This window comes from Nonomuraea angiospora (assembly GCF_014873145.1).
Taxonomy (GTDB): domain Bacteria; phylum Actinomycetota; class Actinomycetes; order Streptosporangiales; family Streptosporangiaceae; genus Nonomuraea; species Nonomuraea angiospora.
This window is the reverse complement of record NZ_JADBEK010000001.1, coordinates 12,210,216-12,233,783: the sequence shown is the minus strand read 5'-3', so window position 1 is coordinate 12,233,783 and position 23,568 is coordinate 12,210,216. Positions and strand designations below refer to the sequence as shown.

Annotated in this window: 22 protein-coding genes and 1 pseudogene; 6 read left to right on the top strand and 17 right to left on the bottom strand. The window is 73.1% G+C overall.

Annotated features, from left to right (window positions below; genetic code table 11):
- Positions 1–36: 36 nt before the first annotated feature.
- Genes H4W80_RS56145 through H4W80_RS56120 form a run of 6 tightly spaced genes read right to left on the bottom strand, consistent with a single transcriptional unit; the run spans position 37 to position 5,925 of the window.
- Entirely contained in the window at positions 37–1,560 is a 1,524-nt protein-coding gene (locus tag H4W80_RS56145; protein WP_192792505.1) for a sensor histidine kinase, read from the bottom strand.
- Positions 1,557–2,252 carry a response regulator transcription factor gene (locus tag H4W80_RS56140; protein ID WP_192792504.1) on the bottom strand — a complete coding sequence of 232 codons (696 nt, stop codon included), beginning with the start codon at positions 2,250–2,252 and terminating at the stop codon, positions 1,557–1,559. Before H4W80_RS56140 ends, H4W80_RS56145 begins: the two co-directional genes overlap by 4 nt.
- Positions 2,249–2,788, bottom strand: coding sequence for a hypothetical protein (locus H4W80_RS56135; protein ID WP_192792503.1), 540 nt, complete (start codon positions 2,786–2,788; stop codon positions 2,249–2,251). Before H4W80_RS56135 ends, H4W80_RS56140 begins: the two co-directional genes overlap by 4 nt.
- Before the next feature lie 10 nt (positions 2,789–2,798).
- Positions 2,799–4,055 (bottom strand): ABC transporter permease, encoded by a 1,257-nt coding sequence (locus H4W80_RS56130; protein WP_192792502.1) that lies wholly within the window; start codon positions 4,053–4,055, stop codon positions 2,799–2,801.
- The gene (locus H4W80_RS56125; protein ID WP_192792501.1) at positions 4,052–4,795 is read right to left on the bottom strand and encodes an ABC transporter ATP-binding protein; all 744 of its coding nucleotides are present in this window, start codon (positions 4,793–4,795) and stop codon (positions 4,052–4,054) included. The genes H4W80_RS56130 and H4W80_RS56125 overlap by 4 nt, the downstream gene beginning before the upstream one ends.
- Positions 4,792–5,925: an efflux RND transporter periplasmic adaptor subunit gene (locus H4W80_RS56120; protein ID WP_192792500.1), complete on the bottom strand. Its 1,134-nt coding sequence runs from the start codon at positions 5,923–5,925 to the stop codon at positions 4,792–4,794. The genes H4W80_RS56125 and H4W80_RS56120 overlap by 4 nt, the downstream gene beginning before the upstream one ends.
- A 176-nt stretch (positions 5,926–6,101) precedes the next feature.
- On the opposite strand from H4W80_RS56120, the gene H4W80_RS56115 reads away from it, so the two are divergent.
- Positions 6,102–7,934, top strand: a complete 1,833-nt coding sequence (locus H4W80_RS56115; RefSeq protein WP_192792499.1) for an efflux RND transporter periplasmic adaptor subunit — start codon at positions 6,102–6,104, stop codon at positions 7,932–7,934.
- A 405-nt stretch (positions 7,935–8,339) separates the two neighbouring features.
- On the opposite strand, the gene H4W80_RS56110 is transcribed toward H4W80_RS56115, so the two are convergent.
- From H4W80_RS56110 to H4W80_RS56100, 3 genes are all read right to left on the bottom strand, one after another.
- Positions 8,340–9,887 (bottom strand): alkaline phosphatase D family protein, encoded by a 1,548-nt coding sequence (locus H4W80_RS56110; protein WP_192792498.1) that lies wholly within the window; start codon positions 9,885–9,887, stop codon positions 8,340–8,342.
- A gap of 117 nt (positions 9,888–10,004) precedes the next feature.
- Positions 10,005–10,604: an HAD family hydrolase gene (locus H4W80_RS56105; RefSeq protein WP_192792497.1), complete on the bottom strand. Its 600-nt coding sequence runs from the start codon at positions 10,602–10,604 to the stop codon at positions 10,005–10,007.
- Positions 10,601–11,422 (bottom strand): hypothetical protein, encoded by an 822-nt coding sequence (locus H4W80_RS56100; RefSeq protein ID WP_192792496.1) that lies wholly within the window; start codon positions 11,420–11,422, stop codon positions 10,601–10,603. Before H4W80_RS56100 ends, H4W80_RS56105 begins: the two co-directional genes overlap by 4 nt.
- Before the next feature lie 148 nt (positions 11,423–11,570).
- Here H4W80_RS56100 and arfB point away from each other — a divergent pair, with 148 nt between their 5' ends.
- Positions 11,571–11,978, top strand: coding sequence for an alternative ribosome rescue aminoacyl-tRNA hydrolase ArfB (gene arfB, locus H4W80_RS56095; protein WP_185073280.1), 408 nt, complete (start codon positions 11,571–11,573; stop codon positions 11,976–11,978).
- On the opposite strand, the gene H4W80_RS56090 is transcribed toward arfB, so the two are convergent.
- Positions 11,975–12,433 (bottom strand): NUDIX domain-containing protein, encoded by a 459-nt coding sequence (locus H4W80_RS56090; RefSeq protein WP_192792495.1) that lies wholly within the window; start codon positions 12,431–12,433, stop codon positions 11,975–11,977. The genes arfB and H4W80_RS56090 overlap by 4 nt on opposite strands.
- A gap of 77 nt (positions 12,434–12,510) precedes the next feature.
- Here H4W80_RS56090 and H4W80_RS56085 point away from each other — a divergent pair, with 77 nt between their 5' ends.
- The 3 genes from H4W80_RS56085 (at position 12,511) to H4W80_RS56075 (ending at position 16,107) form a co-directional block, all read left to right on the top strand.
- Positions 12,511–13,437, top strand: a complete 927-nt coding sequence (locus tag H4W80_RS56085; RefSeq protein ID WP_192792494.1) for an acyl-ACP desaturase — start codon at positions 12,511–12,513, stop codon at positions 13,435–13,437.
- A gap of 60 nt (positions 13,438–13,497) precedes the next feature.
- On the top strand, positions 13,498–15,471 hold the full coding sequence (locus H4W80_RS56080; RefSeq protein ID WP_192792493.1) for an ABC1 kinase family protein: 1,974 nt from the start codon (positions 13,498–13,500) through the stop codon (positions 15,469–15,471).
- 102 nt (positions 15,472–15,573) lie between these two features.
- Positions 15,574–16,107 carry an NADPH-dependent FMN reductase gene (locus H4W80_RS56075; protein WP_192792492.1) on the top strand — a complete coding sequence of 178 codons (534 nt, stop codon included), beginning with the start codon at positions 15,574–15,576 and terminating at the stop codon, positions 16,105–16,107.
- A 6-nt stretch (positions 16,108–16,113) separates the two neighbouring features.
- On the opposite strand, the gene H4W80_RS56070 is transcribed toward H4W80_RS56075, so the two are convergent.
- From H4W80_RS56070 to H4W80_RS56055, 4 genes are read right to left on the bottom strand one after another with little or no spacing between them, the layout of a single operon-like run.
- Positions 16,114–16,518 carry a GEVED domain-containing protein gene (locus H4W80_RS56070; protein WP_192792491.1) on the bottom strand — a complete coding sequence of 135 codons (405 nt, stop codon included), beginning with the start codon at positions 16,516–16,518 and terminating at the stop codon, positions 16,114–16,116.
- Positions 16,515–17,300 carry a hypothetical protein gene (locus H4W80_RS56065; protein WP_225964234.1) on the bottom strand — a complete coding sequence of 262 codons (786 nt, stop codon included), beginning with the start codon at positions 17,298–17,300 and terminating at the stop codon, positions 16,515–16,517. The genes H4W80_RS56070 and H4W80_RS56065 overlap by 4 nt, the downstream gene beginning before the upstream one ends.
- Complete coding sequence (locus H4W80_RS56060; protein WP_225964233.1) at positions 17,297–18,490, bottom strand: NAD(P)-binding domain-containing protein; 1,194 nt, start codon at positions 18,488–18,490, stop codon at positions 17,297–17,299. The genes H4W80_RS56065 and H4W80_RS56060 overlap by 4 nt, the downstream gene beginning before the upstream one ends.
- Positions 18,491–18,510: 20 nt before the next feature.
- Complete coding sequence (locus tag H4W80_RS56055) at positions 18,511–19,680, bottom strand: carboxylate--amine ligase (protein ID WP_192792489.1); 1,170 nt, start codon at positions 19,678–19,680, stop codon at positions 18,511–18,513.
- Positions 19,681–20,114: 434 nt separating this feature from the next.
- Between H4W80_RS56055 and H4W80_RS64205 the strand changes: the two are divergent.
- Positions 20,115–20,471 (top strand): annotated as a pseudogene (locus H4W80_RS64205) (glycosyl hydrolase); the annotation flags it as partial.
- A gap of 209 nt (positions 20,472–20,680) precedes the next feature.
- Here the strand turns inward: H4W80_RS64205 and H4W80_RS56045 are convergent.
- Genes H4W80_RS56045 through H4W80_RS56035 form a run of 3 tightly spaced genes read right to left on the bottom strand, consistent with a single transcriptional unit; the run spans position 20,681 to position 23,567 of the window.
- Positions 20,681–21,880 (bottom strand): glycosyltransferase, encoded by a 1,200-nt coding sequence (locus tag H4W80_RS56045; protein ID WP_192792488.1) that lies wholly within the window; start codon positions 21,878–21,880, stop codon positions 20,681–20,683.
- Positions 21,871–23,001: a GNAT family N-acetyltransferase gene (locus tag H4W80_RS56040; RefSeq protein WP_192792487.1), complete on the bottom strand. Its 1,131-nt coding sequence runs from the start codon at positions 22,999–23,001 to the stop codon at positions 21,871–21,873. The genes H4W80_RS56045 and H4W80_RS56040 overlap by 10 nt, the downstream gene beginning before the upstream one ends.
- Positions 22,998–23,567: a hypothetical protein gene (locus H4W80_RS56035; protein ID WP_192792486.1), complete on the bottom strand. Its 570-nt coding sequence runs from the start codon at positions 23,565–23,567 to the stop codon at positions 22,998–23,000. The genes H4W80_RS56040 and H4W80_RS56035 overlap by 4 nt, the downstream gene beginning before the upstream one ends.
- Between the last annotated feature and the right edge of the window lies 1 nt (position 23,568).

Here is a 23,568-nt window from a genome sequence, read left to right as displayed (position 1 = left end):
GGTGAGCGGTGGGGCGGGCGGTGAAGCAGGTAGGGGTCAGGTGGAGGGCGGGGTGGGGGTGGTGGGGAGGATGATGCGGAAGAGGGCGCCCTTGCCCGGTGAGCCTTCCGCCATCACGATGCCCCCGTGCGCCTCCACCAGCGTCGCCGCGATCGACAGCCCCAGCCCCGACCCGCCCGCGCTCCGCGCCGGGTCCGCCCGGTAGAAGCGCTCGAAGACGCGTTCGGCCACCTCCGGAGGGAAACCGGGCCCCTCGTCGGCCACCTCCACCACGGCCTGGTCGCCGTCCAGCCCCACCCGCACCTGGAAGGGCGTGCCGGGCGGCGTGTGGGTGAGGGCGTTGGTGACGAGGTTGTTGAGGACCTGTCCGAGCCGCGACTCGTCCCCGGTCACGATCACGTCCCCCTCGCCCCCGAACAGCCGCACCAGCTCGATCCTGCGGTCCGGCGCCAGCGTCTGGGCGTCGATGACGGCGGTGGCGGCCAGGCTGAGCAGGTCCACGGGCCGCCGGGCCAGTTCCCGCCGCTGGTCGAGACGGGCCAGCAGGAGCATGTCCTCCACCAGCAGCCCCATCCGGGCCGCCTGCCCCTCGATGCGGCTCAGCAGCCGTACGGCCTCGGCCAGGTCCTTCTCCTCCCCCAGCCGGTACAGCTCGGCGAACCCCCTGATCGACGTCAGCGGCGTGCGCAGCTCGTGGGAGGCGTCGGCCATGAACCTGCGCATCAGCTCCTCCGAGCGCCGGGCGGCCGTCGCGGACTGGCGAGCCGACTCGGCGGCCGACTCGCGCTCGCGCGCCGCCGACTCGATCTGCGCGAGCATGCCGTTGAGCGAGCGGCCGAGCTTGCCGACCTCGGTGGTGGCCGCCCACATGGGCACGCGGCGCGACAGGTCGCCGCCCGCGATGTCCTTGGCCGTACGCGCGATCTCGCGGAGCGGGCGCAGGCTGCGGCGCACCAGCCAGTAGCAGGCGAACCCGAGCACCACCAGCGTGCCGCCGCCGGCGACCCCCACGATGAGGGCGAGCTGGGAGACCGTGGCGTCCACGTCGCCCAGGTTGACGGCGATCACCCGGGTCTCGCCGTCCCGGACCGGCACGGCGACGACGCGCCAGGTCGGCCCCCCGGCCGCGCGCGACTCGACGGTGAAGGGGTGGCCGTGGAGCGCCAGGACCGTGGGGAGGTCGAGCTTGGGCAGGGCGGGCGTGTGGTCCTCGGTGGACTCGCTGATCGTCCTGATCGGGGCGCCGGCGGAGTCGAGGATCACCGCGTAGAACAGGCCGAAGAAACGCTGCGGACGGGCGCCGGGACGGGGCTGGTCGGCGGGCGGCGGGAGCGGCTCGCGCAGCGGGCGGCTGGCCGAGAGCAGCTGCTGGTCCACGCGCTCGACGAGGTAGCCGCGCATCAGGCGTACGGCGAACAGGCCGGTCACGGTGATGGCGAGGGTGACCAGCAGGAGGGTCGCCGACACCAGCCGCAGCCACAGCGGGGACCTGGCCAGGTGTTTGCGCACCGCCGCGCCCTTGGCGCGCAGGCGCCGCGCGGGAGAGACGGCGCCGCTCATAGGCGCGGCGGGCGCAGGATGTAGCCCACCCCGCGCAGCGTGTGCAGGTATTTGCGGTCCCCCGTGTCCACCTTCCGCCGCAGGTAGGAGACGTACGACTCGACGAGCCCGACGTCGGTGCGCCAGTCGCCGTTCCAGACGTGGTCGAGGATCTGCGTCTTCGACAGCACGCGGCCCACGTTGAGCATGAAGTACCGCAGCAGCCTGAACTCCGTCGGCGACAGCTTCACCGGGATGCCGTCGCGCCACACCTCGTGGCTCTCCTCGTCCAGCTCCAGGTCGGCCACCCGCAGCCGGTTGGGCGGCGGCACGCCGCGCCGGGTCCTGCGCAGCACCGCCCGGATCCTGGCGATGACCTCCTCCAGGCTGAACGGCTTGGTCACGTAGTCCTCGCCCAGGCCCAGCCCCGCGATGCGGTCCTCGAACGTGTCCTTCGCGGTCACGAACAGCACCGGGACCCGGCGGCCGCGGGACCGCAGCCTGCCCGCGACCGCCAGGCCGTCCAGGTCGGGCAGCATGACGTCGAGCATCACCAGGTCAGGCGAGCTCTCCTCGGCCACCCGCAGGGCCTCCATGCCGTCGGCCGCGGTCAGCACCTCGAAGCCGGCCATGCGCAGGCTGGCCGAGAACAGCTCCCTGATGTTGGGCTCGTCATCGACCACCAGCAGCCGGGCTTCGGGCTCGCGCGTCATCGCGGGCCTCCTCCGAGGTTCCCCTGCGTGATCGACGTCGCGGTCACCGAGCCGTCGCCGCCCTGCTGCCCGCGTACCACCACGCTGGTGCCGGTCCGGAGGTCGGACACCTTCCCGGGCTTGGAGATCTGGACGGTGGTCCGGTCGTCGGTGGTGACCGTGACGGTGGAGCCGTCCATGGTCTTCACGTAGACCTTGCCGCCCTCGACCTTCTCGACGGTGCCGATGGTGCCTCCCCCGCCGCCGCCCATCCGCTGGCCTCCACCGTAACCGGGCGGCTGCCCGAAACCGCCACGCTGCTGGCCGGAACCGCCCTGCTGCTGGCCGTACCCGCCGCCGGGGCGCTGCTGCGCCCCGGCGGCGGAGGCGGCCGGCGAGCCGAACAGGTTGGCGGCCTGAATGCCGATGAGGATACCGGCCACCAGCACGACGCCGGCGGCCAGCGCCAGCGTGAGCTTGGAGGTGCCCTTCCGCGGCTGTACGGCGAGCTCCTCCCCCAGGTCGTCGGGGTACGGCGAGGAGTCGAGCTGGGCCATGTCATTCTCCTTACTCGTGGCGCAGGGCCTGGATCGGCCTCAGCTTGGCCGCCCGGTTGGCGGGATAACTGCCGAAGAACAACCCGATCCCCACCGACACGCTCAGCGCGAGCGCCACCGACGACGGCACGAGGACCGGCTCGATGCCGGCCACGGTGAACCTGGTCCCGATGAACGCCACCAGCACCCCGGACAGCCCGCCGACCAGGCTCAGCAGCGTGGCCTCCAGCAGGAACTGGCCCAGGATCGCGCTCCTGGGCGCGCCGATCGCCTTGCGGATGCCGATCTCGCGGGTGCGCTCCGTGACGGTCACCAGCATGATGTTGGTGATGCCGATGCCGCCCACCAGCAGCGAGATCGCGGCCACGGCGCCCAGCAGCACGGTGAAGGTGCCGGTGGCCGCGCTGACGGTCTCCTGCAGGGTGGCCTGGTTGAGGATGCGGTAGTCGGCGTTGTCGTTCTTGATGCCGTGCCGCTGGTTGAGGATGGCCGTGACCTCGGCCTGCGCCGCCGTCGTGGTGTCGGCCCCGGACGCCTGCACGACGATCGAGCTGAGCGAGCCGAACCCGCTCAGGCTCTGCTGTACGGCGGGCAGCGGCGCGATGGCCACGTCGTCGGCGTCCTGCATGCCGGTGGACCCGGTCTCCTTCAGCACCCCGACGACCGTGAACGGCACGCCGGACACGCTGACCTGCTTGCCGATGGGATCGACGGTGCCGAACAGCTCCTCCACGACGGTCTGGCCGAGCACCACGACCTTCCTGGCGGCCAGCACGTCGTCGTTGAAGAAGTAGGTGCCCTTCGAGACCGGCTTGTTGACGGCCTCGAAGTAGCTGGGGTAGGTGCCGACGAACTGCGAGATCGCGTGGCTGGCGGCGCCGTACGTGGCGGTCGAGGAAGAGGCGGTCACGACCGGCGAGACGCTCCTGACGGAGGGCGCCAGGGTCCTGTCGGTCAGCGCCTTGGCGTCGGCCAGGCTGAGCTGCCTGGCCTGGGTGCGCGGGCCGGTGTTCGTGCCGCCGCCGGGCGCCCGCATGCCACCGCCACCACCGCCGCCGCCGCCCGAGAACTGCGGGGAGATCGTCAGGGTGTTGGCGCCGAGGCGCTGGATGTTGCGCGTGATGCTCTGCGAGGAGCCCTCGCCGACGGCGACCAGCATGATGACCGCGGCGACGCCGATGAGGATGCCGAGCGTGGTCAGCGAGCTGCGCATCTTGTTGGCCAGCAGGCCGCGCAGCGCGAAGCGGAGGATCTCGAGCTGGTTCACCGGGCGACTCCCGCCATCCGGGGCGGCGGGCCGTCCACCGGGCCCTGGCGGCGGTCCTCCACGACCTCGCCGTCCACCAGCCTGATCACCCGCTTGGCGTGCGCGGCCACGTCGTTCTCGTGGGTGATGAGCACGATCGTGCGGCCCGACTCGCTGAGCCGGTCCAGGATCTCCAGGACGTCGTTGGTGGAGGCGGTGTCGAGGTTGCCGGTCGGCTCGTCGGCCAGCAGCAGCGCGGGCGCGGTGACCAGGGCCCTGGCGACGGCCACGCGCTGCTGCTGGCCGCCGGAGAGCTGGTTCGGCTCGTGGTGTACGCGGTCGGTCAGCCCGACCTGGTCCAGCGCGGCCAGGGCCCGCCTGCGCCGCTCGGCCTGGCCGATGCCGCCGTACACCAGCGGCAGCTCGACGTTGGCCAGCGCGCTCATGCGCGGGATGAGGTTGAACGACTGGAACACGAACCCGACCCTGCGGTTGCGCAGGATGGCGAGCTGGCGTTCGTCCAGCTGTCCCACGTCGGCGCCGTCGATCAGGTACGTGCCGGAGGTGGGGACGTCGAGGCAGCCGAGGATGTTCATGAGCGTGGACTTGCCGGAGCCGGAGGCGCCCATGATGGCGACATAGTCGCCACGCTCGACGTCCAGGCTGATGCCGCGCAGGGCGCGGACCCTCGCGTCGCCCTCGCCGTACTCCTTGACCAGGTCCTGCACCCGCAGGACGGGAGGGACCTCCGGGGCCGTCATCGCCCGCCTCCCGGCCCGCCGCCGCCGGGCACGCCACCGCCACCGGGGAAGCCGCCGCCACCGCCGAAGCGCAGGTTGCCGCCCGTGGTGCTCGTCGTGGTCGCCGGGGGCACGAGCTGGTCGCCCTCGGAGACGCCCGACTTGATCTCGGTCAGCGTCGTGCCCTGCACGCCGACCTCCACCGGGGTCCTGGTCTGCGTGCCGTTCCTGAGCAGGGTGACCGTGGTCTGGCCGCCGCTGGTGGAGACCGCCGTCGAGGGTACGGTGACGACGTCGTCGGCCTGGCCGACCACGACCTCGACCGTGGCCGTCTGGCCCAGCCGCACCTGTCCCGGGACCTTCGTGAACGTCACCGTGACCGGATATTGCACGACATTGTTGCTGGTGGAGGCGACCGGCTGGATCTGCGTGACCTTGCCCGTGGCGGTCACTCCCGGCAGGGCGTCGAACGTGACCGTGGCCTCCTGGCCGTTCTTGATCTTGCCGACGTCGGACTCGGTGAAGGTGCCCACGAGCTGCAGCTTGCCGGTGTCGGCCAGCTCGACGAACCCGCCGGAGCTCTGAGCGCCGCCGGAGCCCGAGGACTGGCCCGCGCTCTGACCGGAGCCCGCGCTCGAAGCCGATCCCGAGCCGGATCCGGAGCCCGATCCCGAGCTGCTGCCGCCGACCGAGCCGTTCACCGCCGTGATCGTGCCCTTGAACGGCGCCTTCAGCACGGTGGCCGCGACCGTGCGCTGGGCCTCCCGGTAGGCGTTGCGGGCCTTGATGTAGGCGGCGTAGAGCTGGGCCGTCGAGGTCCCGTCGTCGACGGCCTCGTCGTACGTGGCCTTGGCCGCCGACAGGCTCTCCTGCGCGGCGTCGTCGTCGAGCCTGGCCAGGAGGTCGCCCTTGCTCACCTTGTCGCCGGCCTTGACATAGATTTTCTCGACCGTCCCCGTCGTACCGAACGACAGGGCCCTGGACTTGGAGCTCTCGACCGCGCCCGACGCGGACACCGAGGCCACCACGGAGCCGCGGCTCGCGGTCACGGTCCTGACGGCAGTCTGGCCCGCCGCCTGTCCCGTGCCGAGCTGGGCGTACGCGAGCGCGGCACCGCCCAGCAGGAGCACCACCAGCGCTCCGTTGGTCATCAGCGCTCTGCGCCTTGTCGACACCTTCACAGCCGGTGACCCTTGCACACCAGGCTGCGCCGGAGCCGCGAGCGAGCTGAACGTTCGCTGACAACCTGGAGGTCCCTTCAGGTACACAGGTAACTCTTAGGCTGCTCGCAGCCTGGCGCGAGCCGGCTTCGCCAGGATGGGCGGCCATGAGACCGACTTTCGCGCTGGGCGGCCTCGCCCTCGCCGTGCTCGTGGCCGGGTCCGGCCTGGTGCTGGCGCTGCGCGACGACACCCCGCCCACCGTCCAGGTACGGCTCGCCGCCGCGCAGCGCGGCCAGGTCACGGCCACGGTCAGCGCGGCGGGCAACACCGTGGACGGCTCGCGCAGGGACCTGGCGTTCGGCTCTTCGGGGACGCTGACCAAGGTGTACGTCAAAGTCGGGACCAAGGTGAAGAAGGGGCAGGTGCTGGCCAGGATCGACGGGCGGTCGGCGCGGGAGGCGTACACGGCGGCCAAGGCCGATCTCGCCGCCGCCGAGGAAGCCCTGGAGGAGGCCCAGGAGAAGGCCGCGGAGAAGGCCGCGTCCCCGGCCGCGTCCCCGGTCGGCGCCGCCAGCCCCGCTGCCTGTACGCCGTCCGGAGGCGGCGCGACGCCGGCCACGTCCGCCACCGGCGCGGCGACGCCCACCGGCGGGACACCCGCGGGTTCGGCGACGCCCACCAGGCGTGCGACCCCCACGCCCACGCCCACGCCCACGCCCACGGGCCGGCCGAGCGGCGGCACGGTCGGCGGCGTGTTCAGCGGCGATGAGGTGAGCGGCAGTGGAGCGAACGGCAGTGGGGCGAACGGCAGTGGGGCCAACGGCGCGCTCGGGCCGACGGCGCCCCCCACCCAGGGCGTGTCCCTGAGCAACGCGAGCCCGGCCACCAGCTCCACCCCGCGCCCCACCGGCACGCCGACCTCCGTCCCCACGGACCCCGGCCCCACCGGCCCCGGCCCCGGCCCCGAGCCGCAGCCCACGGTCACGGTCACCGTGACGGCCACCGTCACCACGACCGTCACCGCCACCCCGACCGGCGGCGCTTCCCACGGCGGCATCCCGGGCGGGGGCTCCGACCAGTCCGGGAGCCGTCCGACCTCGGACGCCACCCCGTCCGCCACGAGCTCCGGCAAGCCGTCCACCGGCGCGAAGCCGTCGGCGAGCGGCCGCCCCACGGCCGGCGGCAAGCCGTCGGCGGGAACGAGCACGAGACCGACGAGCGGCGCCGCCCGGCCGAACGCGCAGTCGTCCTGCAACCGCGGCACCGGCTCAACGGGCCAGAGCCAGAGCCAGGGCCAGGCGCAGAGCCAGAGTCAGGGGCAGGCGCAGAGTCAGGGGCAGGGCGGCGTCAGCGAGGAGCAGGCGAGCGCGAACGTGGATCGCGCGCAGGCCGCGCTCGAGCAGGCCGCCGACGCCGTACGGGCGACCCGTATCGTGGCCCCGGCGGCGGGCACGGTCCTGTCGCTGGCGGGCGCGGTCGGCGACCAGGCCGGCACCGGCACCTTCGCCAGCCTCGGCGACCTCAACGAGCTGCAGGTCCAGGCCATGGTCACCGAGTCGGACGTGAACCGGCTCAAGCTCGGCCAGAAGGCCCGGATCACCCTGGCCACCCGGAACGGCCAGCAGTACGAGGGGACGGTCACGGCCATCGCGCCGACCGCGACGGTGAGCGGCCAGCTCGTCCGCTACTCGGTCACCCTGGCCTTCGACGAGCCGCCCGCCGGGCTCATGCTCGGGCAGACCGCCTCGGTGACGGTCACCACGGACACGGCCGCGGACGCGATCTACGTGCCCGCCTCGGCGGTCCGCAGCAGGTCGGACGGCGCCCAGGTGGTCACGGTCCGGGCGGGCGGGCGCGACTCGGCGAAGGTGGTGCGGACGGGCGTCCGCGGCGACCAGTACGTGGAGGTGACCTCAGGGCTGCAGGAGAGCGACGAAGTGGTCATGTCGGGTGCCACGAACGGCGAGTTCCCGGACGCGAGCTGGCCTGGCGCCTGACCCCCTGGACCGGCCCGGCACCTCCTCTCCCGGCCGGGTCCCGGGCAGGGCCGCACGTGCGGCGTGCCGCCCCGGCCCGGCGCGCCTACCGGCGGCGCCACCTGGCGCCTCCGGTGGGCGCGGCAAACGCCTTCGGGAGCGGCCTGGTGACCGCCGCCCCGCATGCCAGAAGGGCACGGCGGACGCCCCGGTGGGCATGGTGGGCACGCCAGGCGGGTGCGCGAGACGGCGCCCCGGTGGGCGCGCAAGATGGCGCGCCGGTGGGCGGGCATGCCAGGCGGGGGCGTGGCTCGCGCCCCGGGGAGCGTGCCCCCAGTGGGCGTGGTGCCGCGCCGGTGGGTGGGTGGTCGGTGGGGCGGGTGGGCGGGTCGTTGAGCGGATTTTCAGGTTGCTCCCAGCGAACCTTCAGCCGACGCGCGCTGCGCCCGCCCGGCCGGCGGCCGCGGGGCCGGTGGTTGCCGGGATGGTGAGCCGGTGAGCGGTCTTGGCCTGAGCGCCCCGCCGCGAAATGTAGTCCAATGTCCGGAAATCGACGGAAAGCTCATCCCGGGTCAGCCGCGCCATCAGATACCCCCGCCGCTGGTCGATGAAGGAGAAGTGCGGGTTCTCCTGCAGCGCCTCCGCGATCCACGTCCGGTCCCGGTACCCGTCCCCGTCGCTCGCGATCGACGAGGCGATCAGTTCCTTGGCCACCACCGGCGAGTCCGGGTCGTCGAAGTCGGTCTTGAGCTCGGCCAGGTGGTGCATGTGCGCGTCCCCCGTCAGCACCACCGGGTTCTCGGTCCCCGCCAGCGAGCCCAGCAGCCGCGTCCGCTCGGCGGCGTACCCGTCCCAGGAGTCCAGGTTCACCTCGCGCCCGGGCCCGACCTTGTAGTCGCGCTGCGCCATCATGATCTGCTGCCCCAGCAGGTTCCAGCGGGTGGTCGAGCCGCGCAGGCCGCTCTCCAGCCAGCGCCACTGGTCGGGGCCGAGCAGCGTCCGCCCCGACGCCAGCCGGTCGTCGCACCCGGCCCGCACGCCGTCCAGGCACGCCTGGTCGTCGCGGAACTGCCGGGTGTCCAGCAGGTGGAAGCGGGCCAGCGTCCCCCAGGAGATCCGCCGGTTCACCCTGAGCACCGCCCCCTGGAGGCTGGCGCGGCGCAGCGGCATGTTCTCGTAGTACGCCCGGAACGCCTGCGCCCTGCGCCTGGTGAAGCCGGGCGCGTTCGTGCTGGAGACGGGCCCGGCCCAGTTGTTCTCGATCTCGTGGTCGTCGAAGGCCACCAGCCACGGGGCGACCGCGTGCGCGGCCTGGAGGTCGTGGTCGCTCTTGTACTGGGCGTGCCGCAGCCGGTAGTCGGCGAGCGTCTGGCACTTGCCGGGGGTGTGGGTGCGTACGCGGCCGGCCAGCGCCGTGTAGCCGCTGGGGCCGTACTCGTACATGTAGTCGCCGAGGAACACCACCAGGTCGGGCTCCTGCTCGGCCAGGCGGCGGTAGGCCGTGTAGTAGCCGTGCTCGTAGTGGGCGCACGCCGCGACCGCGAAGTTGAGCGGCGTCTCCCCGGCGGGGGTCGTCCTGGTGCGCGCCGCCGGGGAGAGCCTGCCGTCGCTTCTGAACCGGTAGAAGTACTCGCGCCCCGGCTCCAGCCCGTCCAGCTCGACGTGGACGCTGTGGGCGTCGCGCGACCTGGCGGTGGCCGTACCGGACCTGACGATCTTGGAGAAGCGCTCGTCGGCCGAGACCTGCCAGTCCACGTCCACGTCGCGGGCGGGCATGCCGCCGCGGCCGTCGCCGGCCAGCGGGTCGAGTGCCAGCCTGGTCCACAGGACGAAGCCGTCGGCCGACGGGTCGCCGGAGGCCACGCCCAGCGTGAACGGGTCGGATCTGAGGGTTCTGGCCGCTGCCGCCGGAGTGGCGGTCTGGGGAAGGAGGAGTCCGGCTGTCGCCGCTGTCAGGAAGGCTCTGCGGTCCACGTTCACAGGTATGTCCGCCCGCGCTGACCCGGCCGTGACAGCCGAGTCAAGCACGGGTGAACAGCATCAGTCGTCCTGTTCGCGGGGTTTCACCCGGCCGATGACCTCACTGAGCGTTCATCCGATGGCTCCGTGCACGCCAGACAGCGTTCCGCGGAGCGTGGACGCGTCCGTGAAGTGCACGCCGGTCATGCCCGCGCGCTCGGCGCCCTCGACGTTCTCCTCGCGGTCGTCGATGAAGACGACCTCGGACGGGTCGGCGCCCAGCGCGCGGGCCATCTCGTCGTAGATCTCCCGGTCGGGTTTGACCAGGCCCATCCTGCCGCTGTAGAAGCGGTGGCCGACCTCGGCGATCCAGGGCAGCTCGTCCAGGCCGTCGCCGACGCAGACGGGCATGTTGGACAGCAGCGCCACGTCACGCCCGGCCCCGATCAGCTCGCCGAGCAGGGCGACCGTGCTCTCGTTCGGGTACGCCCAGCTCGCGACGTCCATGGCGACCAGGCGGGCGAGCTCGGACGTGGTGGCGGGCCGGCCCAGCACGGCCGACCAGTAGTCCAGCGGGCCCAGGCTCCCCCGGTCGAACTCCAGGCGGTGCTCCCAGTAGCCGCGCCGGAACGCGTCCGGGTCCGCGCCCACCGCCCGCGCCATGGCCTCGTTGTCGGAATCGAGCTGGGGCAGGCACAGGACGCCGCCGTAGTCGAACACAATCCACGTCATGCCAGGAATGGTCGCAGATGCGGGTCCAGCGCCGGGCAACCTAAGTACTTCTCCACGGTGTGAAAGTCGATCCAATCCAGGTTGACCAGCTCTTCGGCGTCGATGCCGGTGAAGCTGACGGCCAGGTTGGGCGGGATGGCGGCGATATCGTCCTTGTCGGCGATGTTCACCCAGCGCTTGACGCCCGGGGGGCGTTCGCCGCGGCCGTTGATGGGCGCGGGCAGGAGGCGCTCGAAGACGACGTTGCGCATGCCGAGCGGGCTGCCCAGGGTGATCAGGAGGTCGATCCGCAGGCTGGGGTCGCCCCAGAGCGTCTCGTACGCGACCACGCTGCCGAGCGAGTGGGCGATCACCACCTTGGGCCGGTTGCGCCTGATCGCGTCGGCCACGGCCTGCCGGCACTTCTCCCGCTTGCCCTCGTCCGTGAGGTACGCCGCCACCTCCGGCGCGAACAGCTTGGCGAACGCCGCCGACCTGCCGTCCAGCCGGTCGAGCAGCCAGCCGGTGAACGACTTGAGCGCCCCCGTCACGTGCTCGCCCACGCCCAGGTTCTTCGCCCAGGCGACGAGCACCTGCTGCATCTGGCCCTCCGCCGCCGCGGCGGCCCTGGCCTCCTCCTCGCCGCCCTTGCCGCTGTGCAGGTGGTGCGAGAAGTAGGCGACCTCGCTGAAGTAGGGCCGCGCCTCGCCCCCGAGCGCCACCTGGAGGTAGCGGTCCCACTTGACCCGCATGGCCTCGGCCGCTCCGGTCGCGGACCGCCCGGCCTCGAGGTAGTAGTTGTACTTGCCGATCCCGTGCACGCCGACGATCGCGGCCACAGCGCCTCCCCCACACGTGATTCTCCGCGCGATGGTGGCATACGTCACTTGCAGTCCGCCATCTCAACAGAGAAGGGGAAATGCCGTTGCGCGCGGCATACATCACCCATTTACTGTTAGTGCTGGTGAGAGAACAGGAGTCCCGCACATGCCCGGCCCGCTGATCGTCAACGACTCGATCGTCATCCCCGACGTCGAGCTCGTCTGGCGTTTCTCACGTTCGTCGGGCCCCGGCGGCCAGGGCGTCAACACCACCGACAGCCGCGTGGAGCTCGTCTTCGACGTGGCCGCCAGCACCGCGCTGCCGCCCGCGCTGAAGGCCAGGGCGCTCGACCGGCTGGGCTCCCCGACGATCACGATCGCCGCCTCCGAATACCGCTCCCAGCTGCGCAACCGGGAGGCCGCGGCGCACCGCCTGGCCCAGCGCCTGCGCGAGGCCATCGCCCCGCCGCCCAAGCGCCGCCGCCCGACCAAGCCCAGCCGCGGCGCCGTCGAGCGCCGCATCGCCGCGAAGAAGCAGCGCTCCGACCTGAAGCGCCTGCGCCGCGAGCCCTAACCGGGCGGAGAGCCCTGGCCGATCAGGCGGGGCAGGTCCGTGATGGCGGTCGACAGGTAGTCGGCGACCGGCTCGGGCACCAGGTGCCGGGACGTGATCTCCGAACGGTTCAGCCGTACCCGCTCCACCTCGTACAGCCCCCGCGACGGGTCCTCGAACTCAGGCCCGTGCCGCAGCCCCGGATCCATCGACACCAGGCGGCAGCCGTAGACGTGCTGCGTCTTGAGCTCGCCCTGCCAGGGGTATGACAGCGTGACCAGGGGCGTCACCGCCGAGACGGTCGCGCCCAGCTCCTCGAGCAGTTCCCGGTGCAGGGTGTGCTCCAGCGTGTCGTCCCCCGGTTCGACATGCCCTCCGGGGATGCTCCAATAGACGTCGCGTCCCGGAACCGTACGGCGGAAGATCACCAGCCGCTCGTCGTGGTCGAGCAGGACACCGCGGACACTGGGTCGCATAGGGACACCCTATTTGACCGGTATGTCCTTCCGGTAGCCTAACCTACGGTACCGTAACCTGAAGGAGAAGATCTTTTATGGCGATGACTCAGACGGAGCTGCTGCACGAGCTGGAGCCCGTGGTGGCCGTGGAGCTCGACCGCCATCACACGATGGCGAAGGAGTGGTTCCCGCACGAGTACATCCCGTGGAGCGAAGGCCGCGACTTCGACGGCATCTACGGGGGCGAGGCGTGGCAGGAAGGCGACTCCAAGATCCCCGAGGCGGCCCGCATCTCGCTCATCGTCAATCTCCTGACCGAGGACAACCTCCCCAGCTACCACCACGAGATCGCCAGCACGTTCGGCCGCGACGGCGCCTGGGGCACCTGGGTGCACCGCTGGACGGCCGAGGAGGACCGCCACGGCACCGCGCTGCGCGACTACCTCACGGTCACCCGCGCCGTCGATCCGGTGGCGCTCGAGCGCGCCCGCATGCACCACATGGAGAACGGCTTCATCACCGAGTACGGCACCATGCTCCAGCAGCTCGCGTACGTCTCCTTCCAGGAGCTGGCCACCCGCATCGCGCACCGCAACACCGGCAGGGCCTCCGGCGACGAGGGCTGCGAGCGTCTGCTCGCCAGGATCGCCGCCGACGAGAACCTGCACATGCTCTTCTACCGCAACCTGCTCAAGGCCGCCTTCGAGCTGGACCCCAACCAGACCATGCGCGCGGTGACCGACGTCGTCACCACGTTCCAGATGCCGGGCTCGGGCATCGAGGGGTTCGCCCGCAAGGCCATGATCATCGCGAACGAGGGCATCTACGACCTGCGCCTCCACCTGGACGACGTGCTGATGCCGGTGCTGAAGCAGTGGTCGGTGTTCGACAAGACCGGGCTGGACGCCGAGGGCGAGCGGGCCCGCGAGGAGCTGTCCGCGTTCCTGGCCAAGACCGAGACCACGGCCGCCAGGTTCGTCGAGCGCCGCGAGGAGCGCCGGGCGCGCGCCGCCGCCCGCTGACGGACCCGCGCCCGCCGCCGGCATCTGGCGGGGAGCGCCGCCGTGGAAGGATCCTGCTCTATGGATCTCCCCACCCAGCTGCTCCTCAGCGTCTTCACGCTCCTGATGATCATCGGTCTGGCCACGGCGGCGCAGCGCCTGCTGGACGTCAGGTTCGGCAGGCTGCGCACGTTCCTGGCTGCGCTGGTCGCCTTCGCGCTGGCGCAGCCGATGCTGGAGCCGATCCTGTCCTCGCTCGGCCCCGTCGACCGCGAGAACCCGCCCGCCGCGCCGGCGATGGGGATCCTGCTGCTCATCGTCATGAGCGTGGTGCTGATCCCCATGGTGATCCTGGTGATCGCCGAGGCGCTGGTGCCGCCGGGCTCGGTGCCGGGGCCGCTGGAGCTCGTCAGGTCCGTACGCGGCCGCCTGTCCCGGGCCAGGCGCTACTCGCAGATCACCCGGATCGCCATCAAGCACGGCCTCGGCCCGTACCTGCGCGGCCGGGGCGAGCGGCTCGACGACCGCTCGGGCAAGGTGCGGCTGGCCAGGTCGCTGCGCGAGGCGCTCGACGAGGGCGGCGTCACGTTCATCAAGCTCGGCCAGGTCCTGTCCACCCGGCGCGACCTGCTGCCCGCCGAGTTCGTCGAGGAGCTGGGCCGGCTGCAGGACCAGGTCGCCCCGGCGCCGTGGCCGGAGATCGAGCCGGTGCTGGCCGCCGAGCTGGGCGGGCCGGTGGACGAGGCGTTCGCCGAGTTCGACCGGACGCCGCTGGCCGCCGCCTCCATCGGGCAGGTCCACGCCGCGCGCCTGCACTCGGGCGAGAGCGTCGTGGTCAAGGTGCTGCGGCCGGGCATCTGGCCGGTGGTCTCGAAGGACCTCGACATCGTCCGGCGGCTGGCGGCCACGCTGGAGTCCAGGACCCGCTGGGGCCGCTCGCTCGGCCTGCGCGACCTGGCCGAGGGGTTCGCGACGGCGATCCGCGAGGAGCTCGACTTCCGGGTGGAGGCGGCCAACATGGCGGCCGTCACCGCCTCCGGCGGCGGCGGTGTCACCTACCCCGCCCCGATCAGCGCCATGTGCACCGAACGCGTGCTCGTCATGCGGCGCCTGTCCGGCCGGCCCGTCACCGCCGCCGCCCCCGAGCAGGGCCCGCAGCTGGCCCGCGACCTGCTCGACTGCCTGCTCAGGCAGATCCTGATCGAGGGCGTCTTCCACGCCGACCCGCATCCCGGCAACCTCATGCTGCTCGACGACGGCACGCTGGGGCTGCTCGACTTCGGCGCGGTCGGGCGGCTCGACGACTCCGTGCGCTCGGCGCTGCGGCGCTTCCTGCTCGCCATGAACCGCCAGGACCCGCTGGGCGTCACCGACGCGCTGCTCGAGGTCGTGCCCAGGCCGGAGGACATCGACGAGGCCGCGCTCGAACGGGCGCTCGGCCAGTTCATGGCCAGGCACGTGACGGCCGGCATGGACAGCGCGCAGATGTTCACCGACCTGTTCAGGATCGTCTCGGCGTACGGGCTGTCGATCCCGCCCGAGGTGGCCGCCGTCTTCCGCGCGCTGGCCACGCTGGAGGGCACGCTCGTGCGCCTGTCCCCCGGGTTCGACCTCATCGGCGAGGCCCGCTCGTTCGCCGGCCGCCACCTCGCCGAGCGGATCACGCCGGAGACGATCAAGGAGTCCGTCACGCAGGAGCTGGTCGCGCTGCTGCCGATGCTGCGCCGCCTGCCGCGCCGCGTCGAGCGCATCGCGAGCGCCGCGGAGCACGGCCGGTTCACCATGAACGTGCGGCTGCTCGCCGACGACCGCGACCGCCGTTACGTGACGGGCCTGCTCCACCAGGTGCTGCTGACGGTGCTCGGGGCCACGGCCGGGGTGATGGCGGTCATCCTCCTCGGGACGGCCGGCGGCCCGCCGGCGCTGGCGAACACCTCGCTGTTCCAGCTCATCGGCTACAACCTGCTGGTGATCGCCGCCATCCTGGTGCTGCGCGTCCTGGCCCTGATCTTCCGCCGCCCGCGCGCCTCGGACGATCACCCGGCGCGGCGATAGGGCGCGAACGGGCCCCAGTCGTGTCTTGACCCGGCGCTGGTCTTGGACATCCGAGGCATCGGGCAGGTTTCTGGAAACTTCGGAACCGCTCGGGAGCAGAGGGTGAAAATCATCGGGATCGCCGCCAGTCTGCACGCGGGGTCGTTTATCAACAAATTGCTGGACGCGGCGGGTGGCGAGCTGCCCGCGGGCGTCGACTTCGCGGTGTGGCCGGGGCTGGGCGAGATCCCGCCGTACGCGCCTGGCCCGGTGCCGGTCGTGGCGCGCGAGCTCATCGGGCTGGTCGCCGCGTCCGACGCGGTGCTGCTGACCGCCCCCGAGCACAGCCTGCTGCCGGAGGAGCTGACGTACGCGCTGGACTGGATGTCGGCGGGCGACCGGCTGTCGGGCAAGCACGTGGCGGTGATGAGCGCGAGCGCGCGGGCGTGCGGCGCGATGTGGGCGCAGGCGGAGCTGTACAAGCACCTTCAGGCGGCGGGCGCCGTCGTGATGGGGGCCGAGCTGGTGATCTCCCCGGCCTGCCCGCACTTCGACGAGGACGGCCACCTCACGGACCCCGCCCTGCGCGCCCAGGTGCGCGCGGTGATCGGCCGGCTGTGCCCCTCCGAGGTCATGGAGCCCGCGCTCTCGCTCTGACCCGCCTCAGCTCACGGCGTCCGCCGGGCGGACGAGCCGGATCGGGTGGTCCTCGACCTCGCCGCTGTCGGCCCATCCCGTGGGCAGGGCCGTCGCCTCGGCGGCCAGGCGCAGCCGCATCCAGGTGGGGCCGGTGGGCAGTGTCTTCGGCAGACTCCAGCGCAGCTCGGCGGTGGTGGCGTCCTTGTCGACCTTCGCGGTGGCCCGCTCGTCCGTGCCGAAGCGGCCGTCGCCGTCGGCGTCGATCCAGCCGGTGAGGTACGCGGGCGACCCGGCCCGTACGGGCACCGTCAGCGTGCCGGCCAGGTCCCGGACGGTGATCTCCGCCGGGGAGCCGGTCACGGCGTCGTCCTCGTCGGCGCTCACCCTGCGGGGCGCCGTGCTCACCACGTTCAGATGGTCGGCGGTCACGGAGGCTCCCAGGAAGGAGTCGGTGATCGCGTGGGAGGCGGCTCCGTACGAGGCGGGCGCGTCGGAGTCGTCCTCGGCCAGCGTGAGCTTGAACGCGGCCCACAGCCTGGGCCCCCGAGCCCGTAGCGCACGTCACGGGCGCTCAGGCGGATCGTGAACGCGGTCACGGTGCCGTTCACCTTGGCCGTGCCGCAGGTGTAGACGACCCCGCAGGTGGTGGACCTGACGGGACGGACCGCTTCCGGCTCGATCGAGTCCGACGTGACCCGGTAGCCGGGGAAGCCGGCCGCCGCGGAGAAGGTGGGCGTGGCCGGGGTGCCGCCGACCAGGTCGATGGCGGGCCAGTAGTCGTCGCGGCCGCGCCTGGGGTCGCGCGACAGGCCGCCCGTGCCGAACACGTGCAGGTGCGGGTCGCGTACCGGCCGGGAGAACGTGAACGTCAGCATGGCCACGCCGCTCCAGCCGCCGGGCCGGGCCGCGAAGTCCTCGTAGAGGTCCATGAATCCCGCCGTCATCTTGGCGTTGGCCGGGACGAGGTATTCGTCGGCGGGCGCCCACGTGCTCGGGGTCAGCACCTGGGCGGAGGCCACGCGGGTCTGCCCGATCATGGTCTTGCGCACGGTCACCCTCACGCCGGACGGCGTCCGCCCCGAGGCCGTCGCCGGCGAGTTGGTGAAGGACGACGGCGCGTCCCCGGCGACGGCCCCCGGGACGCCGGCGAACAGCGTGACCACGCAGGGCAGCACCGCGTGAAGAACCATCGCGGCTCTACGCGGGTTCACGCCCGGGCTCCCCGAAGTCGGCGCACGAGGCCCCTGGTCACGCGGCGGGCGGCGAAGTCGCAGCCGCACACGAACCGCATGGCCGGTCCGAACGTCGCCGCCGCCGCGAGCCCGACCAGGTGCAGCCCCGCGACGGACGTCTCGAAGGCGGGACCGAGCCGCGGCGCCGGACCGGGCGCCGCCACCGCGCGCCGCAGGTCCTCGTGCAGGATCCCGATCCTGGCCACGTCCACCCGGTAGCCGGTCGCCGCGATGACGTGCTCGGTCTCCAGCGTGGTGACCGCTCCCGCGGGGTCCCGCAGCCGCAGCCGGACCCCGTCGCGGTACTCGGAGGCCGCCAGCCGCGTCCCCAGGGTCACCTGCACGGCGCCGTCGAAGCGCTCCTTCAGCCACCAGGACCCGGCCGGCCCGAGGGTGTTGCGCACGATGTGGGCGCGGGCCGCCCTCGGCAGGTGCCGGACCGCGTACGGCATCCGCGACCAGGCCACGGACGGCCAGCCGCTCCCGAGCGGGGAGCGGGGCGCCAGCACGCGCGACATGAGCGGGCGCCGCTCGACGGGCACGTCGTTCCAGGCCAGGGCATCGGTCCGGGCGACGAGCCGGACGGCCGCCCCGGCCTCGGCCAGCAGCGTCGCGGTCTCCAGCGCCGACTGCCCGGCCCCGAGCACGGTCACGTCCCGGCCCGCGAACCCGCTCAGGTCGTGGTGGTCGGAGCTGTGCGTGGCCGCCTCGGGCGGCAGGGCCGCCAGGGCGCGGGGCCGGTGGGCGAACGGCAGGAATCCGAGGGCCAGCACGACCGTCCTGGCCAGCACGGACGCCCCCGACGACAGGGAGAGCGCGAACAGCCTGCCCTCGACGCCGACGGCCGTCACCTCCGTCTCCTCCAGCGCCCGGCCGACCGCCCGCCCCCGGAACCACCTGCCGTAGGCGACGAACCTCTCCACCGGCACCGGCTCCCCGTAGGAGTAGCGGTGGAAGGCGTCGAGGCCGTGCCTGCGATCCGGGTCGCCGAGATGGGACGCGTCCGGCTCGGACTTCAGCAGCATGCCTCTGGGCATGTGGCGCTCCCACGCCCGCATCGGCTCGCCGTACACCCGCGCGTCCAGCCCGGCGTGCAGGGCGTGCGCCGCCACGGACAGCCCGTACGGTCCGGCGCCCACGATCGCCACGTCGATGACCGAGGTAGCCATGTTCTCCTCCATTCGCCGTGCTAGGCCCGCTGCCGGGCCAGCCGGGTGAATCCGCGTTTCATCGCATGCCTGGCCATGGCCACGAAGGGCCGGGGATCGTCGGCGGACAGCCAGGCCAGTTCGTCCGCCGACCACAGGGCGCGCAGGCTCTTCGGGCCCGCGGTGAGGAGGTCGTAGTTCTCCACCACGTAGGTCCGGCCGTGTCCGGCCCGCCCCAGGGCCGTGCGCCGGCCGGACAGGTGCAGGTGGGCGGCCCGCACCAGGTCCAGTCCGCTGCTGTCGCTGAAGAGCCGGAACTGGGCGCCGAGCCGGGGGTTGAAGTCCAGCAGGTGGTAGGCGTCCCTGCCGGCGTCGTGGCGGAAGTCGATGTCCAGCACGCCGCGGTAGCCCAGCCGCTCCGCCAGCTCGCGGGCCGTGCCCTCGACGACGGGGTTGGGCAGCCATCGCCCGTAGGTGGTGAGCCCGGCGCCCTTGGGATGGGCGCGCTCCTTGCGTCCCGCTCCGCCGTACAGGCAGCGGGAGTTCTCGTCGAAGTAGCCGTGGAAGAACCAGTCCGAGTGCGGCCCACCGGGCACGAAGCGCTGGAACAGCAGGTCGCGCCCCTCCACGTACTGGAGCAGCCGGGGCACCTGGCCGGCCCGGCGCACCAGGCTGGTGTTGCGCAGTCCGACGCCGGCGGGCAGGAGCCACGGCTGGGCCCACTTGGCGACCAGCGGCAGCCCGAAGTCGGTGACGGCCGCCGCGGCGTCGCGTTCGCCGGTGATCAGCCGGGTCTCCGGCTGGACGACCCCGAACGCGGAACACAGCTGCGCCAGCAGGCGCTTGTCGGCGAGGGCGCGCGGCAGTCCGGGCACCTGGTCGGGAAGGAGGTAGTACGGGCGCAGCTCGGCCGCGTGCTCCGCGACGGCGATGGCGCCCGCGTCGTCCAGCGCCAGCAGGACGGCCGGGCGGCCGATGCTCTGGGCGACCTGCGTGAGCGTCCGCACGACGTCCCCCATGCCCCCGCCGCGCGGCCACGCGTGCCCGCGCGCCAGGTACTTGGAGCGGGAGGTGGGCGAGTCCGTGTCCCCGAGCAGCCCGTGCACCTCCACGCCGGCCCTGCCGAGGGAGCGGATGGCGCCGAGGGTCCCATGATGAAAGTTATTGGGGTCCAGTCGCAGCACAAGCGCCGGGACGGTGCAATCGAGCATGTTCCTTCTCCTTCGCGAAAAGCTATAAATCAGGCAAATCGCGAGTCGGATATCCGGATTGCCGAAACGTGGGGTATGGAGAAGGAAGGAGAGGCGAGAATCGGGGATGTGCGATCGTGGCAGGAAAGAAATATCTGCACTTTTCGCTCGCGATAATCACGGGTGTGGCCGTGGCATCGGTCAGCCTGGGCACGCCCGTGCCCGCCCCCTCCGCCGGCCCCGCGGCGCTGGGCGTCTTCCTCGCCTCCGACAAACGCGGTCCCGACCTCCTGCCGGGCTTCGAGGCGTGGCTGGGGCTCAAGGTGACGGTCGGGCGCACCTACCTCCCCGGCGAACGCTGGAAGTCCCTCGAGGGGGGCGACTCCGAGATCCTCGACACCTGGACACGCTGGCGGGCCGCACAGCCGGGCCGCGTCCTGGCGCTGAACGTGCCGATGGTCACCCCGAACGAGTCCGGGATGTCCGACCGCGCCGTGGCGCGAAAGCTGGCCAAGGGGGCGCACGGCGCCCACGACGGCCGCTTCAGGAAGCTCGCCGGGAAGCTGGTCTCCTCCGGCGCCGCCGACACGATCATCGTGCTCGGCTGGGAGATGAACGGCACCACCTACTCCAGCAGGTGCGGACCCGACCCGGAGGCGTGGAAGCAGTACTGGCGGCGCATCGTGCAGACCATGCGCGAGACGCCCGGCCAGCGCTTCCGCTTCGACTTCGCCCCCAGCCGCGGGAGCGACGCGGTCCCCTGGACGGACTGCTACCCGGGTGACGACGTGGTCGACATCATCGGCATGGACAGCTACGACCAGGGGCCCGGGCACGAGTTCGCCGACTACGTCGACCAGCCGTACGGCCTGCGGGCGCACGCCGACTTCGCCGCGCAGCACGGCAAGCCCATCTCGTTCCCCGAGTGGGGGCTGTTCCGCAACGGCGACCGCCCCGCCTACGTCGAGGGGATGCTCGACTGGATCAGTACTCACAACGTCGTCTATCACTCGATCTCCGATTACTGTCCCCACGGCGTCTGGCAGTGTTCGTCGAACCCGGGCTCGTCGGAGGCCTTCCGCAGGCGGCTGCTGGAGCGCGCCTCCCTGGCCAGCACGCCCAGCGTGTGCGCGGCGAGCCCGTCCAGCGCGCCCTCCACGCCGAACCCGGCCGCCAGCGCGGCGGCGGCCGCCCCCTCGGCGCCGGCCAGCGCGGGCTGCCCGAGCCTGACCAGCAGCGCCTCGGCCAGTCCCGCGCCGTCCTCCGGCTGAACGAGCGCGCCGACTTCCCCGGCCACCACCTCGGTGAGGCCGGGCACCGCGCACGCGACCACGGGCCTGCCCGTGGCCAGCGCCTCCAGCGCGGTGAGCGGCAGACCTTCCCAGCGCGAGGGCAGCACCACCACGTCGGCGGCGGCGTACCAGGGCCGGACGTCGGTCACGCCGCCGGCGAAGTGAACGCCGGGCACGGCCCGCGACCGCAGCGTGCTCAGCAGCGGGCCGTCGCCGACGATGGCCAGCCGGGCCCGCCCGTCGCGCGCGGCGACGCGCCGCCAGGCCGACAGCAGCAGGTCCTGGCCCTTCTGGCGGGTGACCCGCCCCACGCAGACCGCCAGCGGCGTGTCCTCGGCGATGCCGTGGCGGGCGCGCGCCTCGGCCCGTTCCCGCGGCCCCGCGGGCGTGAAGCGGCGCAGGTCCACGCCGTTGCGCACCACGACGAGGTCGCCGGGCACGCCGTACCGTCTGGCCAGCGCCGCTTCGCCCTCGCCCACGCAGATCACCCGGTCGGCCCAGCGCGCGGCCAGCCGTTCCCAGGTCAGCGCCGCGGCGGCGACGCCGCCCCGGGCGGCCAGCCAGGACCAGCCGTGCGGCTGGAAGAGCGTGGGCACCCGGCCCCTGAGCGCGGCCCTGCCCGCCAGCCCCGCCTTGGACGAGTGCAGGTGCACCGCGTCGGGGCGGAACTCGCGCACGATCCGCCGCAGCCGCGCCGCCTGGGCGACGTCGCCGAGCCCGGGCGCGCGGCCGGCCGTCCAGTCCAGCCGGGGCACGCCCAGCCGGTCCAGCTCGCCGGCCAGCGGTCCGGCCTGCACATCGGGCGGGGGGCAGGCGACCGCGACCCGCCAGCCCCGGCGTGCCTGGTCGGCGGCGGCCATGGCCACGTACGCCCCCACGCCGCCGTCCACCGGCTGCGTGACATGCAGGACCCCCGGTCTCACCGCCATGCCGAGACCTTCGCCACCAGGCGCGGGCAGCGCCTCTTCAGCAGCTCCTTGCCCGCCCTGCGCACGCCCGCCAGCGCGGCGTAGGCGGCCGCGCGGGAGCCGCGCCCGAGCATCACCCGCCGGTTGACCACCGCCTCGGCCTCCCACCTGGCCTTGTGCGGCTCGGCGCCGCGCAGCATGCTGAGCACCGGCTTGCCCAGCCGGTGCGTCAGCTCCAGGTTGGTACGCAGCAGCATCGTGACCAGGTCCACCCGGGCCCGCAGGTCCGGGTGGACCCCGTACAGGTAGCCGCCCACGAAGTCCTTGCCGATCACCGAGAAGTCGCAGGCCAGCAGCCGCCCGTCCACCCGGTACTCCCACAGCGCCCCGTGGTCCTCCGTCACCAGCGCCTGCGCGGCCCCGGCCAGGTGGTCCAGGAAGCGCGGCTGCGTGTGCTGGGCGTTGATCGCCCGGCTCTTCCACTGCATGGTGTGCAACCGCAGCAGCTCGGCCGTCGCCGCCCTGACCCGGTCCGCCTCGACCGCGGTCACCGACACGTTCAGCGCGTCGAGCTTGCGCAGCGCGGCCCGCACATGCTGGGCCCGGCGGCCTTGGAGCCCGGCGAGGACCTGCTCGATGGGTTGTCCGGGCAGTTGGAGGCAGGTGGAGGCGGGCAGGGTCCAGGCTCTGCCGTCCCAGATCTCCGCCAGGCGGCGGATCGCCGCGCCGGGCCGCGCCTCGGGCAGGTCGATGACGTCCCAGCCCGGCTGGGCCAGCAGCCCGGCGCGCAGGTCGCGCAGGCCCGCGTCGCCCTCGGCGTCGTCCACCACGATGTCCGTGAAGTCGGACTGCGCTCCCCCGACGGGCGTCAGCACCCGGCAGCCGAGCCGGTGTTCCAGCCTGAGCGGGGCGGCGGCGACCAGGCGTCCGTCCCGGTGCGCCAGGAACAGCCGCAGCCGCCCCGGGGTCCCGTAGACCCGCCACCAGGAGCTGAGCCAGCCGTAGGACTGGAACGGCGTGGCGGCCGAGCTGCGCGCGTACAGATCCGCCCATTCCGCCGACAGCGCGGCCAGCTCCGCGCCCTCCCTGACGACCCGCAGCGTGAGCCCCGCGCGCGAGGTCCCCGGCCGGGCGGCCCTCACGCCGGCGCTCCGGTCAGCGCCGCCGGTTCCGGCCGCGCCTGAGAGCGGGCCTGCGGCGCGGCCAGCCGGACGAGGCCGGCCGCCAGGGCCGCCCCGCAGGCGCCGATGGCCACGCTGAGCAGCGGCAGAGGGGACGCGGGGCGCAGCGGAGGCGCCGCCGAGGCGAAGGGGACCAGCCGTACGCGGGTGTCGGCGGCATGGGCGTTGGCGTAGGCGATCAGCGCGGCGGCCGCCCGGTTGACGCGGTCGGCGGCCTCCCGCGCGCCGGTCGCCACGGAGGTGAGCCGCACCAGCGGGGCGTCGGGCGAGGCCGCCGCCCGCAGGCTGTCCGGCTCGTCCGCGGCGCCCGCGAGGAACCCGGGATGACTGGAGATCCGGGCGTAGGCGGCGGCGAACCCGGCCGCCTGAGCCGGGTCGCCGCCGGCCACCACGACGTAGGCCTCGGCGGCGTAGACGGCGTCGCGGGCCAGCGCGTAGGCGGTCCCGCCGAGCGCCCCGACCGCCAGGGACAGCGGAAGCCACCATCGCACGAGCAGGCCCGTGATGCGGACCCAGGTCCAAGTCATC